The organism is Aquisalimonas sp. 2447 (genome assembly GCF_012044895.1).
In the GTDB taxonomy this organism is placed as follows: domain Bacteria; phylum Pseudomonadota; class Gammaproteobacteria; order Nitrococcales; family Aquisalimonadaceae; genus Aquisalimonas.
Genome location: NZ_CP050695.1, coordinates 76632 through 92373, shown reverse-complemented (window position 1 = coordinate 92373; position 15742 = coordinate 76632). Strand labels below are relative to the sequence as shown.

The following is a 15742-nucleotide window of genomic DNA, read 5'->3' as shown; positions in this document are numbered from 1 at the left end:
GCTCAATGTCAGCTCGGGCGGGACGCCTTCTCGTCCAGCCCGGAGAGGCCGAACCGGCGTTCCAGCTCGGCCAGGATGTCGTCGGGGCCCAGATCCATGGCCGCGAGCATGACCAGTGTATGGAACCACAGATCCGCGGTTTCATAAACTATGCGCTCACGATCCCCGTCCTTCGCCGCCATGACGGTCTCGGTGGCCTCTTCGCCCACCTTCTTGAGTATGCCGTCCAGACCATTGGCGTAGAGCTTCGCAACGTAGGAGCTATCCGCATCGGCCTGCTTGCGGGCTTCCAGCACTCGCTGCAGTTCCCGCAGGACCGCATCCCCCGTTGGCTTACTCACCATAGATCTCCTTCGGGTCACGCAGCACCCGGGCCACCTCTTCCCAGGCGCCGCCCTGCAGCCGCCGGAAGAAGCAGCTGCGCCGGCCGGTATGGCAGGCCACGCCACCGTGCTGCACCACTTTCAAGAGGATCACGTCAGCGTCGCAGTCGATCCGCACCTCCCGAACCGTCTGGGTGTGCCCGGACTCCTCGCCCTTGTGCCAGAACCGGCCGCGGGAGCGGGACCAGTATACCGCCTCGCCGGATGCAACGGTGGCGGCCAGGGCATCGCGGTTCATCCAGGCCACCATCAGCACCTCGCCGCTGTCGGCATCCTGGGCGATGGCGGGCAGAAGCCCCGCCTCACCCCAGGCCAGTTCGTCCAGCCAGCCCGATTCGCTCATGTCTCCTCCTGCAGGCGCACCGGCACGCCGCGGGCTGCCATGTATTCCTTGGCTTCGCTGATGCTGTGCTCATTGAAGTGGAAAATGCTGGCAGCGAGCACGGCATCGGCACACCCCTCCACCACACCGTCCACCAGATGCTGCAGGCTGCCCACCCCACCGGAGGCAATCACCGGCACCGTCACGGCCTCGCTGACAGCGCGGGTGAGCGCCAGATCGAAGCCCTCGCGGGTGCCGTCGCGGTCCATGCTGGTGAGCAGGATTTCCCCGGCACCACGCTCGGCCATCTGGCGTGTCCATTCCACCGCGTCGATACCGGTGGAACGGCGCCCGCCGTGGGTGAACACCTCCCAGCGCGGCTCGGCCTCCGCCGACGACACGCGCTTGGCGTCCACGGCCACCACGATGCACTGGGAACCGAAGCGGTCCGCCGCCTCGGAGACGAACTCCGGATTGTGGATAGCGGCGGTATTGATGCCCACCTTGTCCGCGCCGGCGTTGAGCATGCGGCGAATGTCGGCGGGCGTGCGGATGCCGCCGCCGACGGTGAGCGGCATGAACACTTCGGCGGCCACGGCCTCCACCACCTGCACCAGGGTGTCGCGCTCATCGGAACTGGCGGTGATGTCGAGAAAGGTGATTTCGTCGGCACCGGCCTGGTCATAGCGCCGGGCGATCTCTACCGGGTCGCCGGCGTCCCGGATATCCACGAACTGCACACCCTTGACCACGCGCCCGGCGTCCACGTCCAGGCACGGGATGATGCGCTTGGCCAGGCTCATGACACGCCCCTGTCCCCGCCGCCGGCGCCGTTGACCACCTTCTGCGCTTCGCGCAGGTCCAGCTTGCCCTCGTACAGGGCGCGGCCAATGATCGCCCCGGACACGCCGTCCTTGCCTGCTTCGCAGAGATCGCGCACGTCATCCAGCGTGGTGACGCCACCGGAGGCGATCACCGGGATGTCGACACTGCGGGCAAGCTCCCGGGTGGCGCCGGTGTTGACACCGCGCATCATGCCGTCGCGACCGATGTCGGTGAACACCAGGGCCTCGACCCCGGCCTCCTCGAAACGCCTGGCCATATCCACGGCGCTGTGGCTCGAGAGCTTCGCCCAGCCTTCCACGGCCACTTTGCCGTCGCGGGCATCAAGGCCGACGATGATGTGCCCGGGGAACTCCAGGCAGGCATCGTCGACGAAATGCGGCGTGCGCACCGCCTGGGTGCCGATGATGACGTAATCCACACCGACGTCCAGGAACGTCTGGATGGTGTTGAAATCGCGGATGCCGCCGCCGACCTGGATCTCCACGTCGGGGAAGGCCTCGGCAATGCGGCCGATGATATCCGCGTTCACCGGAAAGCCCTGCACGGCGCCGTCGAGATCCACCAGGTGGATGCGGCGCGAGCCGGCCTCTACCCAGCGCTCGGCCATGGCCACCGGGTCATCGGAAAAGATGGTTTCGTCATCCATGTTGCCCTGACGCAGCCGGACACAGCGGCCGTCCTTGAGGTCAATGGCAGGTATCAGCAGCATATCTCCAGCCTATGCGGTCCCGTCCCAGCGGGTGAAATTGGCGAGCAGCCTCAGCCCGGCGTGCTGGCTCTTCTCCGGGTGAAACTGCGTGGCGAACATGTTCTCGCGCGCGATCACGGCGGTAAAGTCCATGCCGTAGTGCGCAACACCGGCCGTCAGCGTACCGTCCAGCAGCGGTACGTAATAGCTGTGCACGAAGTAGAACCAGCTCTCATCGGCGATGCCCGTCCACAGCGGGTGCTCACGCACCTGCCGGACACGGTTCCAGCCCATGTGCGGCACCTTGCCGGGCGGCGCAATGCCGGCATCGCGAAAACCGGCAGTAAAGTGCCGGACCTCTCCGGGAACCAGCCCGAGGGCCGTGGTACCGCCGTTCTCCTCGCTACTGGACAGCAGCGCCTGCATGCCGAGGCAGACACCGAGAAACGGCTTGTCTCCGGCGACTTCGCGAATCACCGCGTCCAGCTCCAGCCGCTGGAGCTCGTGCATGCAATCGCCAATGGCGCCCACGCCGGGCAGCACCACGCGGGCAGCGCGACGGATCACCGCCGGGTCCCAGGTCACCTGGACCCGGGCCCGATCGTCCACGTGCTCCAGGGCCTTGGCCACGGAGCGCAGATTGCCCATGCCGTAGTCGATGACCGCAATGGTTGTCATGCACTGCCTCTCGTACGGGGTTTAGAGTGCGCCTTTCGTGGATGGAGTTGCCCCGGCAGCCCGGGTATCCTGCTCCACAGCCGTGCGTAGCGCCCGCCCGAGGGCCTTGAAGACCGTTTCGATCACGTGGTGGGTGTTCAGCCCACGGATCCCGTCCACGTGCAGGGTCATGAAGGCGTGGTTGACCAACCCCTGCATGAACTCCTGCACCAGCTCCACGTCGAAGCCGCCCACGCGATCCCGGGGGAAGGCGACGTGAAACTCCAGGCCCGGCCGCCCGGAGAGATCCACCACCGCGCGGCTGAGCGCCTCGTCCAGCGGGCAGTACGCATGGCCGAAGCGGCGAATACCCGCCTTGTCGCCCAGCGCCTCTCTCAGCGCCTGCCCCAGGGCGATGCCCACGTCCTCGACGGTGTGGTGATCATCGATCTGGGTATCGCCATCGGCGTGCACGGCCAGGTCAAGCATCCCGTGGCGGGCCACCTGGTCGAGCATATGGTCGAAGAAGGGGACCCCGGTGGCCAGATCAGCGTGACCCTGACCGTCCAGGTCCACGGTCACCTTGACCCGGGTTTCGAGGGTGTTGCGTTCAACGGTGGCCTTGCGTGCAGCCATGATCCAGCGCCCTGTTGACGGTCTCGGCGAATCGGCTAGGCATCATAGCACACGGGGCGGCCTTGCCATCCCCGCGCCACACATCATGCAGGCGGTCGTGCCTCGAGCCAGAACGTCACCGGCCCATCATTGGTGAGTGTCACCTGCATGTCGGCGCCGAAGCGCCCGGCCGCCACCGGTGCGTGCAGCCGGCCGGCACCGGCAACCAGTTCCTGGAAGAGCGCCTGACCGTGCTCCGGGTCCGCCGCAGGTCCGAAACTCGCCCGGGTCCCCTTGCGCGTGTCCGCGGCCAGGGTGAATTGTGGCACCAACAGCAGACCGCCGCCGGTGGTGCGCAACGAACGGTTCATGCGGCCGGCGTCGTCCGGAAACACCCGGTAATCCAGCAGCCGCTCCAGCAACCGGTCCCGCTCCCGTGCGCCGTCGTTCCTCTGCACACCCACCAGGACCAGCAGGCCCGGCCCGATCTCGCCGACACACGCACCTTCGACGGTAACCGCAGCACCGGTCACCCGCTGCAACAACCCGATCACTGGTTTCCCCCGCACGTCATCCGCACCAGCCGATGCGGCCTTGTCAGAAAATTCCTACAAAACATGTCGGCGTTTACCGACTTGTCCGAAACAGCGCCTGTGGCAATCTGTGCTCGTCACCTCGATGCAGGATGCACCCGCGGCCAGGATGGCCAGGATCTAAAAACACAATACGGATAGCGCAACTGCAGTCACGGACGACCACCGATCACGGATTGATCGCGCAGAGCACCTTCAGCTGAGCAAACCTGCCAACCGGCGCACGGACCGCGCCGGTATTCTTTATGGTAGACCGAAACCTCCCGGGCCCGATCACCGAGGAGAAACACGCGGAGCCTCCACCGGGAAATCGAACCCGGGACGCCGTCAGGATTTCTTGCCGCCGCCCCCTTTGCTGCCGGAGCCGCCCCCCTGACCCTGCTGCATGGTCTGCGACCACTGCATCATGGTGTCCTGAGCGCGTTGCGCGGCCTGTTGCCACGCCTCCAGCACCTGCTTGCTTTCCTTTTCCCACTGGCTGGCAGCCTTGCCGGGATCAACCTGCTGGATGCTCTGGAACCACGCATCCCAGAGTTGCTTCTGGGCCTCGGTCCAACCCTTCATCATCTCCTGCATCTGCTGCATCCACTGCTCCATGCCTTCCGGCGGTTTGCCACCGGACTGCTCGGACCAGCGCTTGGCCCACTCGTTCTGGGCCTCCAGCGCCTGCCGCACCGACTTTTCCCAAGCCTCCAGGTTGGCCTTGTAATCCTGACCGGGCCCGGCGCCGCCCTGGGGCATGTCATTGCTGAATCGCTTCACCGTCTCCAGCCAGTTGTCCCACATGCGGCGCTGGGTCTCGGTCCAGGTACTCATCATTTCTTCCATCTGCTTGTTCCAGTCCATGACACCTCCTCCACTGCTTCTTGTCCGGCCGAGGCCGGGTCATCCGAGGGTCTCGATGCCCGCGGCAAACACGCTATACTCCGCCCCCTCACTGTAGCAGGGCCGTGGCAACTGCCACGGGTTCGGAGAGCTTTCGTGTCCCGCATCAATATCATACGCGCACTGCTACGCTTCAACAGCTGGCTGCCCCTGCCCGTAGCCCACGGCATCGGGGTCCTCATCGGCAGCATCGTTGCGCTGCTGCCGGGGCGCCCGCAGCGGGTCGCGCGCATCAATCTGGCGTTGTGCTTTCCCGAACTCGGGCCCAGCGCACGCCGGCGCCTTTACCGCGCCAGCTTCCGTGAACTGGGCAAGCAAATCATGGAGACAGGCATCATCTGGCATGCCGGGGATAGCCGTATCCGGCGGCTGGTGGTCAACCCGGAAGCGCTGGACACCGTCGCCGAGCACTGGCCCGGGGACCGCGGAGTCCTTCTCGCGGGACCCCACCTGGGCAACTGGGAGCTGGTGAACCTGTTCGTCAACCGACGTTTCCAGGTGCATGGCCTCTACCGCCCGCCCCGGGCCCCGGACCTGGAACCGTTGCTGGTGGAAGCACGGGAACGCACCGGCTCGCGCACGGTACCGGCGACGGCCTCCGGCATTCGCAAGCTCTACAGGGCGCTTCGACAGGGCGAACTGGTGGGCATGCTGCCGGATCAGACTCCCAGGGACAGCGGCGAGTTTGCGCCCTTTTTCGGAGTGCCCGCGCGGACCATGGGACTGCTCTCGCAGATGGCGCGGAAAACCGGGGCACCGGTGCTGTTCTCGTTCATGGAGCGGCTGCCATGGGGCCGGGGCTTTCGCCTGCACGTCATCCCCGCACCCGCCGGCATCGACAGTGACGACCCGGTGGCCGCCGCCACCGCCGTCAACGCCGGCGTCGAGAACTGCGTCCGCCGGGCGCCGGCCCAGTACCAGTGGACCTATCGCCGCTTTCGCCCGGCACCGGAAGGCCAGCACAGCCCCTACCGCTGAGGAAACACCGGCAGTCCCGTCAGGCAGCGCGACGCCCATGTTCACTCAGGACTTGTCCAGGCGTTTGCGGAACACCTCCATCTCCTTGGCGGCCTGGAGATCGCCATTGTCCCGGGCAATCCGAATGCCGTCGTCGTAGGCGGCGCGCGCGCCGTCCGGATCACCCGCCGCAGCCAGCGCCTGGCCCAGTGCCTTCCAAGCCGCCGAATAGCCGGAATCCTGCTCCAGGGCTCGACGGAGGTGGTCCACTGCCTCCTCGTGACGCCCCTCCTTGAGATAGCCCTGGCCCAGGGACAGGCGCAGCATGGGTGAATCCTGACCCGAGGCCAGCAGGTTCTCCAGGCGTTCCAGCATGAGCGTACTCCCGAACGACGAATCCTTGATGATCGGCCATGGAATGCGTCCGCGGGCAAGGGATTTCAAGGACTGGCGCCGTGTGGGCCGACGAACGGTGGCGCCGGTCAATCCGGGGGGCGCGCCGTTAACGCCGCCAGAATGCCGGCGTGAACAGCACCAGCAGGGTGAACACTTCCAGCCGGCCAAGAAGCATGGCGAACATCAACACCCACTTGGCGACGGCGTTGATGTCGCCGAAATGCCCGGACACGTCACCCAGCCCGGGGCCCAGGTTCGTGATGGTGGCGGCCACCGCCGAGAAGGCGGTGACCTGATCCAGGCCCGTGCCCATGAGTGCCAGCATCATCACGGCGAACAGGGCGATATAGGCGGCGAAGAACCCCCACACCGCGTTGATGACCCGTTCGTCCACGGCACGCCGCCCCATCTTCACCAACACCTGCGCCTGCGGGTGCACCAGCCGGATGATCTCGCGGTGTCCCTGCTTGAGCAGCAGCACGAAGCGCACGACCTTGATACCGCCGCCGGTGGACATGGCGCAGCCGCCGATGAACGCCGCCATGACCAGCAAGACCGGCAGGAACACCGGCCAGGCGGCAAACTCGGTGCTGGTGAACCCGGCCGTACTGGCAATGGAGACAGTCTGGAAAACGGCATGGTGCATGGTCTCGCCAACACCACCGAAGTAACCGGTGAGCAACAGCGTGGCGCTGACGATGAGCACCAGCGTCGTCATGATGCCCAGGAACCAGCACACCTCCGTATCCTGCAGGTAGTGGCGCAGTGAGCGGGTTCGCCAAGCCACGAAGTGCATGGCGAAGTTGATGGCGGCGATGAGCATGAACACCACCGCAATCGTGGAAATCACGGGATTGTCGAAGTGGCCGAAGCTGGCGTCATAGGTGGAGTAGCCACCGATGGCGACGGTGGAGAAGCTGTGACCGATGGCATCGAACGCGCTCATGCCCGCCAGCCAGTAGGCCAGGGCGCAGGCAATGGTCAGGCTCAGGTAGATATACCACAGGGCCTTGGCGGTGCCGGCGATCCGCGGCGTGAGCTTGGCGTCCTTCACCGGCCCGGGCAGCTCGGCGCGGTAGAGCTGCATACCACCGACACCCAGCATGGGCAGGATGGCAACGGCCAGGACAATGATGCCCATGCCGCCCAGCCACTGCAGCTGCTGGCGGTAGAATCGGATGGATTCCGGCAGATGATCAATGCCCGTGAGTACCGTGGAGCCCGTGGTGGTCAGCCCGGAGAGACTCTCGAAGGCCGCATCCGTCCACGGGATATCCGGGTCCACCGACAGGAACAGCGGCAGCCCTCCGGCCAGACCCAGCACCATCCAGAACAGGACCACCACCAGGAAGCCGTCGCGGGTGCGCAGGTCGTGGCGGGCATTGCGCACCGGCAGCCAGGCCAGAGCGCCCGCCAGGAAAATCACCACCGCGGCGGTCAGGAATGGCACCAACCCCGGGTCACCGTAGATCAGCGCCACCACGGCCGGCGGCAGCATGGTGAGGCTGAACAGCATCAGCAACAGCCCGACGATTCGCTCCACCACCGACCAGTGCATATCGGAATCCCTGCCCTCAGATGAAGGTCACACCCACCTGGAACAGCCGCTCCACTTCGGGGATGCGGCGCTTGTCCACCAGGAACAGGATGACGTGGTCCTCGGGCTCAATGACGGTGTCGTGGTGGCCCATGATCACTTCGTCGCCGCGCACGATGCAGCCGATGGTGGTGCCCTGGGGCAGGGGGATGTTCTCGATGCGCCGCCCCACCACCCGCGACGAGCGGGAATCACCGTGAGCCACCGCCTCGATGGCTTCCGCGGCGCCACGCCGCAGGCTGTGCACCATGACGACATCGCCACGGCGGACGTGGGCGAGCAGGGTGCCGATGGTGGCCTGCTGGGGCGAGATGGCGATGTCGATGTCTTCGCTGCCCTGGACCAGATCCACGTAGGCGGGGCGGTTGATCAGCGACATCACCATGCGCGCGCCGCGCCGCTTGGCCAGCATGCCGGAGAGGATGTTGGCCTCGTCGTCGTTGGTGAGCGCGCAGAAGATGTCCGTGTTGTCGATGTTCTCCTCCAGCAGCAGCTCCTCGTCGGCGGCGTCGCCCAGCAGCACGATGGAGCGGTTCAACTCTTCGGAGATGGCCCGGGCGCGCTCGGCGGAGCGCTCGATGATCTTCACCTGGTAACGGCTCTCCAGGGTCTGCGCCAGGCGCTTGCCGATGTTGCCACCGCCGGCGAGCATGATGCGCTTGACCGGCTTGTCCAGTTTACGCAGCTCGCTCATCACGGCGCGGATGTTCTTGCGCGCGGCGACGAAGAACACTTCGTCACCCGCCTCGATGATGGTGTCGCCTTCGGGAATGATGGCCTGACCGCGGCGGAACAGGGCGGCGACACGGGTCTGCACGTTGGGCATGTGCTCGCGCAGGGTGCGCAGGGCCTGGCCCACCAGGGGCCCGCCGTAGTAGGCGCGCACCGCCACCATGCGCACCTTGCCGCCGGCGAAGTCCAGCACCTGCAGGGCACCGGGGTGCTCGATCAGGCGCTTCACGTACTGCGTCACCAGCTGCTCGGGGCTGATGAGCACATCCACGGGCAGGGCATCCGGCGAGAACAGCTGCGGATAGGCCAGGTACTCCGGCGCCCGCACCCGGGCGATCCGTGTGGGTGTGTGGAACAGGGTATAGCCCACCTGGCAGGCCACCATGTTGGATTCGTCGCTGTTGGTCACCGCGATCATCAGGTCGGCATCATCGGCGCCCGCGCCCTTGAGCACAGTGGGGTGGGTGGCGCTGCCCACCACGGTGCGCAGATCCAGGCGATCCTGCAGGTCCTGGAGCCGGCGGTCGTCGGTGTCCACCAGGGTGACGTCGTTGGCCTCGCTGGCAAGATTCTGCGCCAGCGAACTGCCCACCTGACCGGCACCGAGGATGATGATCTTCATGGATTGCCCGATCCTTACCGGCGGTCGCGCCGGTGCTCAGTAATCGTGGGGGTCAATGCCCAGGGCCTTGAGTTTGCGGTAGAGATGGGTGCGCTCCATCCCCGCGAGCTTGGCCAGCTCGCCCACGCTGCCGCCGGCCTCGCGCAACTGATGCTGCAGGTACATGCGCTCGAAATCCTCGCGCGCCTCCCGCAGCGGCTGGTCGAAGGGCAGGCCACGCGCTTCCGGCGCCGAGCCCGCGGCGCCCCCCAGCGCCGCATCCACTTCGCGGGCATCGATCTCTTCCCCCTCACCCAGGATCAGCAGGCGCTGCACCAGGTTCTTGAGCTCGCGGACGTTACCGGGCCATGGGTAGGCACGCAAGCGCGCGAGAGCCGCCTCGGTGAAGCGGCGTCGCGGCAGTTTGTCGCGGGCGACGAAACGCTCCAGGTAGAAATCCAGCAGGGCGGGGATGTCCTCCGGATGCTCGCGCAACGGCGGTACCCGCAGGGGCACGACGTTCAGGTGGTAGTACAGATCTTCGCGGAAACGCCCCTCGCGCACTTCCAGTTCCAGGTCCGTGCGCGTCGCCGCCAGCACCCGCACGTCCACCGCCACCGGATCTGCGCCGCCGACACGGTGGAACTTCTGCGCCGTCAGCGCGCTCAGCAGCCGGACCTGGGCGCCCATGTCCAGATCCGCCACCTCGTCGATGAACAGGGTGCCCTGGTTGGCCTGCTCCAGGCGCCCGTAGCTGACGCGGCTGTCCTGCTCGCTGCCGAACAGCTCCGGCGCCGCACTGCTGCCGCCCGCCAGGGAGCCCGCAGCCACCTCCACGAAGGGCCCTCCGCTACGGGGGCTGTGCGCGTGCATGTAGCGGGCGATGTTGCGCTTGCCGCTACCCGCCTCACCGGTGATCAGCACCCAGGTATGGTGCCCGGCGATGCGCCGCGCCTGGGCCCGCACCTCGCGGATGACCGCGCTATCGCCGACCGGTTCCGGCACACCCTCGCTCTCGGCCCGCAAGCCGCGGTTTTCCCGCACCAGGCGATCCGCCTCCAGGGCTCGCTCCACCACCAGGAGCAGCTTGGCAAGGGACAGCGGCTTCTCGATGAAGTCGTAGGCCCCGAGGCGCGTCGCCTCGACGGCGGACTCGATGTTGCCGTGCCCGGAAATCATGACCACGGGGCAGGGCAGCCCGTCCCCTTCGGCCCACTCCTTCAACAGGGTGATGCCGTCGGTGTCCGGCATCCAGATGTCCAGCAGGATCAGGTCCGGGCGCCCGGCGCGCAGCGCTTCCCGCGCGTCGGCGGCGTCGGCAGCGACGCGCACGGCATACTCCTCGTCTTCCAGGATCTCCTGGACGAGACTGCGGATATCCGGCTCGTCGTCCACCACCAGGATGGTTGGTGCACTCATTGACTCTCCTCCGCGCGTGGCTCCAGTCGCACGACCTCGGGCATGGGCAGGCGTACTGTCACGCAGGCTCCGGTCGGCGTATTCTCGGCGCTGATGCTGCCGTTATGCTCTTCGACGATCTTCTTGACAATGGGCATGCCAAGTCCGGTTCCCTTCGCCTTGGTGGTGACGTAGGGCTCGAACAGCCGCTCGATCACCTCGTCACTGAACCCGGGCCCATGATCGGCCACCTGCAGCTCGATACCGTGGAAGCCGGGTTCGTCCCGATGGCGAGTCAGCATGGTCACGTCGCAGTGCTCGCCGGCCGGGGTCGCCTCCTGGGCATTCTTGATCAGATTGTGCAGCAACTGGCGGATACGGCCGGCGTCCACGAGAATCCCCGGCAGGGATTCGTCCAGGTCCAGCGCGATGTGCGGAGCCCCCTCGCCGCCGCGGTACAGGTCCGCCACCTCGCGGACAATCCGATTCAGTGACGACATGGCGAGATCCAGTCGCGGCGGTCGCGCATACTCATTGAAGGCGTTGACCATGGCCTTCATGGCGTCCACCTGCTGGATGATGGTCTGGGTGGAACGCTCCAGCACATCCGCGTCACGGCCCTCAACGGTGGGCTGGAGCTTGCGGCGCAGCCGCTCGGCGGCCAGCTGAATGGGCGTCAGCGGATTCTTGATCTCGTGGGCGAGCCGCCGCGCCACCTCGCCCCAGGCGGCATCGCGCTGGGCCTGGATCAGCGTGGTCACGTCGTCCACCACGATGACGTGGCCGCCACTCCCCTGGCCGCCCCCCGGCAGCGTCGCCCCGCTACAGGTGAGGACCTGGCGACCCTGGGGGCCGAACAGGTTGAGCTGCTCCCGCCACTCACCATCGCGTCCTTCCATGCGCCGCGTCACCAGAGCAACGAAAGGCTCCAGGTGCGGGTGCTTGTCGGTGATACGATTCAGCGGCTTACCGCTGTATGGCCGCAACGCCAGGCCGAAGATCTGGTCGGCGGCATGGTTCCAGGTGCGAATATTGCCAGCGCCGTCCACGGCCAGCACCCCGGACGAGAGTCGCGCCAGCACCGTCTCCAGGTAGGCGCGCTGGTTCTCCACCTGCGCCTGGCTGCCCTTGGCCTCGTCCCGCGCCTGGGCCACCCGGCGACTCATCTCGTTGAACGAGCGCACCAGGAAGCCGAGTTCATCGTTGCCGGCCGGTGGCAGCTGGCGACCGTAATCACCCGCCGCCACCGCCTGGGTGCCCTCGGCGAGAGAGCGCACCGGCTCCACCAGCCGCCGGGCGGCGTAGAACGCGGCCCAGACGGCGAACAGCAGGCTGATGAGCAGCACCAGCGACAGCGTAATGGTGAAGGTCTCCTTGAGCGGCCGGCTCAGGTAGCTCACCTCGTGGTATTGCGAGTAGGCGTCCTGCACCCGTTCGGCGAGATCATTGAGCCGCGGCGACACCGGGTAGAGCGTCTGCAGAATGCGTTGATCCGGCGCCCCCTGGGCACCCGGAGCGGGGACCAGCACACGGATGTGCAGACCGTCGTCGCCGATGGGGTCGAGCCCTACATAGGGCCGGCCCATGCGCACCTGCAGGAGCACGTCGTCCTCCGGCTGGTGCGGCAGTATCGCGGCATCCGGATCACGGGCGTTGGTGGCGAGGACACGACCACTGGAGCGCATGACGGTCACCTCGGCGGCACCATCCTGGGAGCGAAGGCGCTCAAGCACCAGCGGCAGCAGACCGTCGGGCACATCGGCGATCTCCAGTGCCGACGACTGGGTGCGCTGCAGCAGTTCCCGTTTGCGGGTATCAAAGGACGCCTGGGACAGGCGCAGCGCATCCTCCATGGCCTGCTGCTCGACCCGTTCGTCGAACCAGGCGTCGACACCACGATCCAGGAACTGGATGGAGAAGTAGTAAACTACGCTCACCGGCACCACGGCCAGCACCACGAACATGCTCACCAGGCGCACAGTAATCCGGCTGCCGGGCTGGCCGCGCCGTCGCTGGGAGAGCAGCCTCCACAGGTTGAAGGCGATCAGCACCACCAGCACCACCAGGATGACGCTGTTGATGATCAGCAACCAGGGATGCAGGCGGCCAAACAGATCGGAGTGCTGGGTGGCGAGGCTCAGCAGGTACAGCGAACCGAGCAACAACAGGCACAGCGCAATGCGCAGGGCCAGTCCCAGACGCGCCCGTTTCATCCCTGCAGTGGCCATTCGTACCACTCACTGGTCAGACGCCACTCCGGCGATACCAGCGCCACCGTGCGCAGCGGATACGGCAGACTGCTGGCGTCCAGCCGGGCGCGCAGGTGCAGCTGGTAACGGGTATCGGTATCGAGCCGTTCACGGGCGATGACCTGGTGCCCGGCGATGCTGGCCCAGGCGTTGAGGGCGGCATCCCGGCGGAAGAAGGTCCGTCGCTCGCCGGTGGACTCGTGCAGCACGACATAGCGACGGCTCAGGGCGTGATAACGCAACTCGGTGTGCACCGCCTCGTCCACCAGCTCCGCATCCCACCACCACCAACCGCGTGGCCGCGTTACCCGGAGCTGCATCTCCAGGCGCAGAGGCACGCCGCTCTGCAGCGCCTCCTCTGCCTCGCGACTGAGGGTGACGTCAAACCGGGCATTGAGATAGATGCCGCCGTCGTCATCACGGACATCGGCCCCCGCAAGATTGAGGGCGGCGTGCGCCGAGGCGGTGGGTGCCAGCAGCAACAGCAGCAACAGCACTGTCAGCAGGCCGCGGCGCGACGGATCATTTCGGGGTATCGACACCGTCATTGCTTGACCAGGCATGCGTAGTAGAAGCCATCCATGCCCGATTCCCCGCTGATGATCTGTCGGCCACAGGCCAGCGACCGCCCCCAGGGCGCGTCAATGGCGATGAGCCTGGCATCCTGGTGCGCAGCAACGAAGGGCCCAAGCACCTCATCGTTCTCCTTGGGCAGCACGGAACACGTCGCGTAAACCAGCATACCCCCTGGCGCCAGCAGGGGCCAGGCAGCCGCGAGCAACGCGGCCTGCAGCTGCTGCAGCTTGTCCGGATCACCGTGCTCACGGAGCAGTTTGATGTCCGGATGACGGCGGACCACACCGGAGGCGGTACAGGGTGCGTCCAGGAGGATGCGATGGAATGGGGTGCCGTCCCACCAATCCTCCGGACGCGCCCCGTCACCGGCAACCAGACGCGCCGATAGCCCCAGGCGATCCAGGTTCTCCTGGACACGATGCAGCCGCGTCGGCGCCTGGTCCACCGCCACCAGCTCGGCCAGCGCCGGTTGCACCTCCAGGATATGACAGGTCTTGCCGCCGGGGGCGGCGCAGAGATCCAGCACCCGGTGCCCGGGCTGAACGTCCAGCAGCGCCGCCGCCTGCTGACCGGCCGCATCCTGAACCGACACGGCACCGGAACTGAAACCCGGGAGCCGGTCCACCGGGACCGGCTCATCCAGCACCACCGCATCCGCCGCCAGCGGGTGCGCGCCCGCTCCGAGGCCGGCATCCTCCAGCCGTTGCAGGTAAGCCGCCCGGCCCTGTTGCCGGCGATTGACCCGCAGGGTCATGGGCGGACGCTGGTTGTTGGCCTCCAACAGCGCCGTCCAGTCATCCGGCCAGGCCTGACGGTAGACCTCCAGTAACCAGTGCGGGTGTGCGTAAAGCGCCGTGGGCACCGATTGCCACCGGGCCTCCAGCGACTCGCGCTCCTTGAGATAGCGCCGCAGGATGGCATTGACCAGTCCGGCCGCCCAGCGCCTTCCCAGGGAGCGTGCAGCCACCACTGTCTCGGACACGGCGGCATGGTCGGGGATGCGGGTCTCCAGGCACTGGTAGAGACCCACCATCAGCAGGGCGTGCACGTCCCGGTCGCGGCGCCGCAAGGGCCGCTCGAGCAATTGGCTCAGAATCCAGTCCAGACGCGGATGCCAGCGCAGCGCACCGTAGGCGAGCTCCTGGGCAAGCCCCCCTTCGCCGGCGGGCACCCGCGGCAGTAGCTCGGGTAACACCTCGGCCAGGGAGCGCCCCTCGGCAACCGCCTGGACCGCCTGCGCCGCTGCCAGCCGGGCGCCGGTCTGCGGCGGACCTTGGCGCTTCCCCGCCGGCATTAGTGGAACCGGGCTCCCACGGCCAGCGCGTGGCCGTTGATGAACTGGTCCACCGGCTGGCGACGGCCCCCCGGCGCCTGCAACTCGTGCAGCCGCAGCGTGCCGCGACCACAGGCCACATCGATACCCGCGGCATCCACTGCCGTGACGGTCCCCGGCAGGGCCGTGGATTCCTCCGCACGCGCCTCTGCACGCCAGATGCGCAGTCGCACGCCGCTCCAGTCCGTTTCCGCCACCGGCCAGGGGTTGAACGCGGCCACCTGCCGGGCGAGAACGGCGGCATCGGCACTCCAGTCCAGCCGCGCTTCACGCTTGTCCAGCTTGCGCGCATAGGTCACGCCCTCGGCCGGCTGTGGCTCCGGTGTCAACACACCGGCCAGCAGATCGTCCAGGTTGTCACCCAACAGCTGCGCACCCTGCTCGGCCAGGCGGTCGTGGAGACTGCCACCGGTGTCGTCCGCGGCGACCGGAGTCCGGCGACAACCGTAAACCGGGCCGGTATCCAGGCCGGCATCCATGTGCATCAGGCAGACACCGGTCTCCTGATCACCCGCCATCACCGCACGCTGGATGGGCGCTGCCCCACGCCAGCGGGGCAGCAGCGAGGCATGCAGATTGACGCAGCCGCGCGCGGGCAGTTCCAGTACCGGCCGGGGCAGCAGCAAGCCGTAGGCGACCACCACGAGCAGGTCCGGCGCGGCGGCCACCAGTGCCTCCCGGCCGGCGGGGCTGGTCAGGGTGTCCGGTTGATGCACCGGCACGCCCGCGGCCTCCGCCAACGCCTTCACCGGCGACGGCCGCGGCCGTCGACCGCGGCCGGCAGGTCGGTCGGGTTGCGTCCACACGCCCGCCACCGTGGCAGGATGATCCAGCAACACGCGCAGGGCCGGCACAGCAAAATCCGGCGTGCCGGCGAAGGCGATTCGGGCCTGATGTGACATGAGAACTCAATG

17 protein-coding genes are annotated in these 15742 nt (G+C 67.1%); 1 reads left to right on the top strand and 16 read right to left on the bottom strand.

Annotated features, from left to right (window positions below; translation table 11 throughout):
• Nucleotides 1-8: 8 nt before the first annotated feature.
• From KU884_RS00420 to KU884_RS00385, 8 genes are all read right to left on the bottom strand, one after another.
• Nucleotides 9-341, bottom strand: coding sequence for a phosphoribosyl-ATP diphosphatase (locus tag KU884_RS00420; protein ID WP_254432127.1), 333 nt, complete (start codon nt 339-341; stop codon nt 9-11).
• Nucleotides 334-726, bottom strand: a complete 393-nt coding sequence (hisI, locus tag KU884_RS00415) for a phosphoribosyl-AMP cyclohydrolase (protein WP_167780774.1) — start codon at nt 724-726, stop codon at nt 334-336. Before hisI ends, KU884_RS00420 begins: the two co-directional genes overlap by 8 nt.
• Nucleotides 723-1508 carry an imidazole glycerol phosphate synthase subunit HisF gene (hisF, locus tag KU884_RS00410; RefSeq protein ID WP_167780773.1) on the bottom strand — a complete coding sequence of 262 codons (786 nt, stop codon included), beginning with the start codon at nt 1506-1508 and terminating at the stop codon, nt 723-725. Before hisF ends, hisI begins: the two co-directional genes overlap by 4 nt.
• Entirely contained in the window at nt 1505-2260 is a 756-nt protein-coding gene (hisA, locus tag KU884_RS00405) for a 1-(5-phosphoribosyl)-5-[(5-phosphoribosylamino)methylideneamino]imidazole-4-carboxamide isomerase (RefSeq protein ID WP_167780772.1), read from the bottom strand. Before hisA ends, hisF begins: the two co-directional genes overlap by 4 nt.
• A 9-nt stretch (nt 2261-2269) precedes the next feature.
• Nucleotides 2270-2917 (bottom strand): imidazole glycerol phosphate synthase subunit HisH, encoded by a 648-nt coding sequence (gene hisH / locus KU884_RS00400; RefSeq protein WP_167780771.1) that lies wholly within the window; start codon nt 2915-2917, stop codon nt 2270-2272.
• A 21-nt stretch (nt 2918-2938) separates the two neighbouring features.
• The gene (hisB, locus tag KU884_RS00395; protein ID WP_167780770.1) at nt 2939-3532 is read right to left on the bottom strand and encodes an imidazoleglycerol-phosphate dehydratase HisB; all 594 of its coding nucleotides are present in this window, start codon (nt 3530-3532) and stop codon (nt 2939-2941) included.
• Between the two features lie 83 nt (nt 3533-3615).
• A complete protein-coding gene (gene dtd, locus KU884_RS00390; RefSeq protein WP_167780769.1) occupies nt 3616-4065 on the bottom strand; it encodes a D-aminoacyl-tRNA deacylase in 450 nt (149 codons plus the stop codon).
• A gap of 366 nt (nt 4066-4431) precedes the next feature.
• Nucleotides 4432-4950, bottom strand: a complete 519-nt coding sequence (locus KU884_RS00385) for a hypothetical protein (RefSeq protein WP_167780768.1) — start codon at nt 4948-4950, stop codon at nt 4432-4434.
• A 135-nt stretch (nt 4951-5085) separates the two neighbouring features.
• On the opposite strand from KU884_RS00385, the gene KU884_RS00380 reads away from it, so the two are divergent.
• Nucleotides 5086-5967, top strand: a complete 882-nt coding sequence (locus KU884_RS00380; protein ID WP_167780767.1) for a lysophospholipid acyltransferase family protein — start codon at nt 5086-5088, stop codon at nt 5965-5967.
• A 45-nt stretch (nt 5968-6012) separates the two neighbouring features.
• Here the strand turns inward: KU884_RS00380 and KU884_RS00375 are convergent, their stop codons facing one another.
• From KU884_RS00375 to fmt, 8 genes are all read right to left on the bottom strand, one after another.
• Nucleotides 6013-6321 (bottom strand): tetratricopeptide repeat protein, encoded by a 309-nt coding sequence (locus tag KU884_RS00375; RefSeq protein ID WP_167780766.1) that lies wholly within the window; start codon nt 6319-6321, stop codon nt 6013-6015.
• A 127-nt stretch (nt 6322-6448) separates the two neighbouring features.
• Nucleotides 6449-7900, bottom strand: a complete 1452-nt coding sequence (locus KU884_RS00370; RefSeq protein ID WP_167780765.1) for a TrkH family potassium uptake protein — start codon at nt 7898-7900, stop codon at nt 6449-6451.
• Nucleotides 7901-7916: 16 nt separating this feature from the next.
• Nucleotides 7917-9293, bottom strand: coding sequence for a Trk system potassium transporter TrkA (gene trkA, locus KU884_RS00365; protein ID WP_167780764.1), 1377 nt, complete (start codon nt 9291-9293; stop codon nt 7917-7919).
• Nucleotides 9294-9329: 36 nt separating this feature from the next.
• Nucleotides 9330-10691: a sigma-54 dependent transcriptional regulator gene (locus tag KU884_RS00360; RefSeq protein ID WP_167780763.1), complete on the bottom strand. Its 1362-nt coding sequence runs from the start codon at nt 10689-10691 to the stop codon at nt 9330-9332.
• Nucleotides 10688-12898 carry an ATP-binding protein gene (locus tag KU884_RS00355; RefSeq protein WP_167780762.1) on the bottom strand — a complete coding sequence of 737 codons (2211 nt, stop codon included), beginning with the start codon at nt 12896-12898 and terminating at the stop codon, nt 10688-10690. Before KU884_RS00355 ends, KU884_RS00360 begins: the two co-directional genes overlap by 4 nt.
• Nucleotides 12880-13467 (bottom strand): DUF4390 domain-containing protein, encoded by a 588-nt coding sequence (locus KU884_RS00350; protein ID WP_167780761.1) that lies wholly within the window; start codon nt 13465-13467, stop codon nt 12880-12882. Before KU884_RS00350 ends, KU884_RS00355 begins: the two co-directional genes overlap by 19 nt.
• Complete coding sequence (gene rsmB / locus KU884_RS00345) at nt 13464-14789, bottom strand: 16S rRNA (cytosine(967)-C(5))-methyltransferase RsmB (protein WP_167780760.1); 1326 nt, start codon at nt 14787-14789, stop codon at nt 13464-13466. The genes KU884_RS00350 and rsmB overlap by 4 nt, the downstream gene beginning before the upstream one ends.
• Complete coding sequence (gene fmt / locus KU884_RS00340) at nt 14789-15730, bottom strand: methionyl-tRNA formyltransferase (RefSeq protein ID WP_167780759.1); 942 nt, start codon at nt 15728-15730, stop codon at nt 14789-14791. The genes rsmB and fmt overlap by 1 nt, the downstream gene beginning before the upstream one ends.
• Nucleotides 15731-15742 lie beyond the last annotated feature (12 nt).